We start from the raw sequence: 898 nt of genomic DNA, 5'->3' as shown, positions 1-898 counted from the left end.
GCGCCGTGTCGCTGCCCGTCACCGTGCTGCTGCTGGACGACGACGGCGGCGACACGGCGCTGCGCCTGTATCCCGTGTTCGCGGCGCGCGCGCTCGTCGTGACGGGCTGGCTCGGCGCGTTCGACGCGACGTGGCAGACGGGAGGCAGCAAGCCGGAACACGCGCGCTTCGACCTCGTGCTCGACCTCGGCGCGGCGCCGCAGATCGCGACGCACCAGCGCCCGCACGGCTATTACGCGCCGGGCCTCGATCCCGCCGCGCGCCAGGCCGCCGTCGACGAACTCGTCGGGATGGTCGGCGAATTCGAGAAGCCGAAATACTTCGCCTACAAGGAACGCCTGTGCGCGCACGGCCGCAACCGCAGGAGCGGCTGCAATGCGTGCATCGAGATCTGCTCGGCGGGCGCGATCTCGGGCGCGGGCGACCTGATCGCCGTGAACCCTTACCTGTGCGCGGGCTGCGGCGCGTGCACGACCGTCTGCCCCACGGGCGCGCTGGGCTATGCGTATCCCGGCGCGGCGCACACGGGCATGCGCATCAAGGCCGCGCTGAACGCCTACACGCAGGCGGGCGGACGCGAGCCGGTGCTGCTCGTCCACGGCCTGGAAGGCGCGGCGCTGCTGGAGGCCGTCGACGTGCCGGGACGGGTGCTGCCGCTGGGCGTGCACCACACGGCATCGACCGGCATCGACATCTGGCTCGCGGCGCTCGCCTGGGGCGCGGCCGGCATCACGGTCCTCATGACGGACGCCGAGGCCCCGCAGTACGCGGCCGCGCTGGATGAGCAGATGACGATCGCGCAAACCATCATGACGGGCCTCGGCTACGCGGGCGCGCACGTGCGGCTGCTGCGCGTGACGGGGCCGCGGGGGGGGGGTTTAGACATAGACGCGCCCAC

At 72.8% G+C, this 898-nt stretch carries 1 protein-coding gene; it reads left to right on the top strand.

Features of this window, described 5'->3' with window-relative positions; translation table 11 throughout:
- Nucleotides 1-898 (top strand): indolepyruvate ferredoxin oxidoreductase subunit alpha (locus ACEN88_RS32915; protein WP_413346484.1); only part of this gene is annotated, 898 nt, incomplete at both ends.

Origin of the sequence: Massilia sp. CT11-108 (assembly GCF_047302915.1) — a bacterium.
Lineage (GTDB): Bacteria > Pseudomonadota > Gammaproteobacteria > Burkholderiales > Burkholderiaceae_D > Telluria > Telluria orientalis.
Note: the sequence above shows the minus strand (reverse complement) of the source record. Positions and strands in the feature narration are given on the sequence as shown.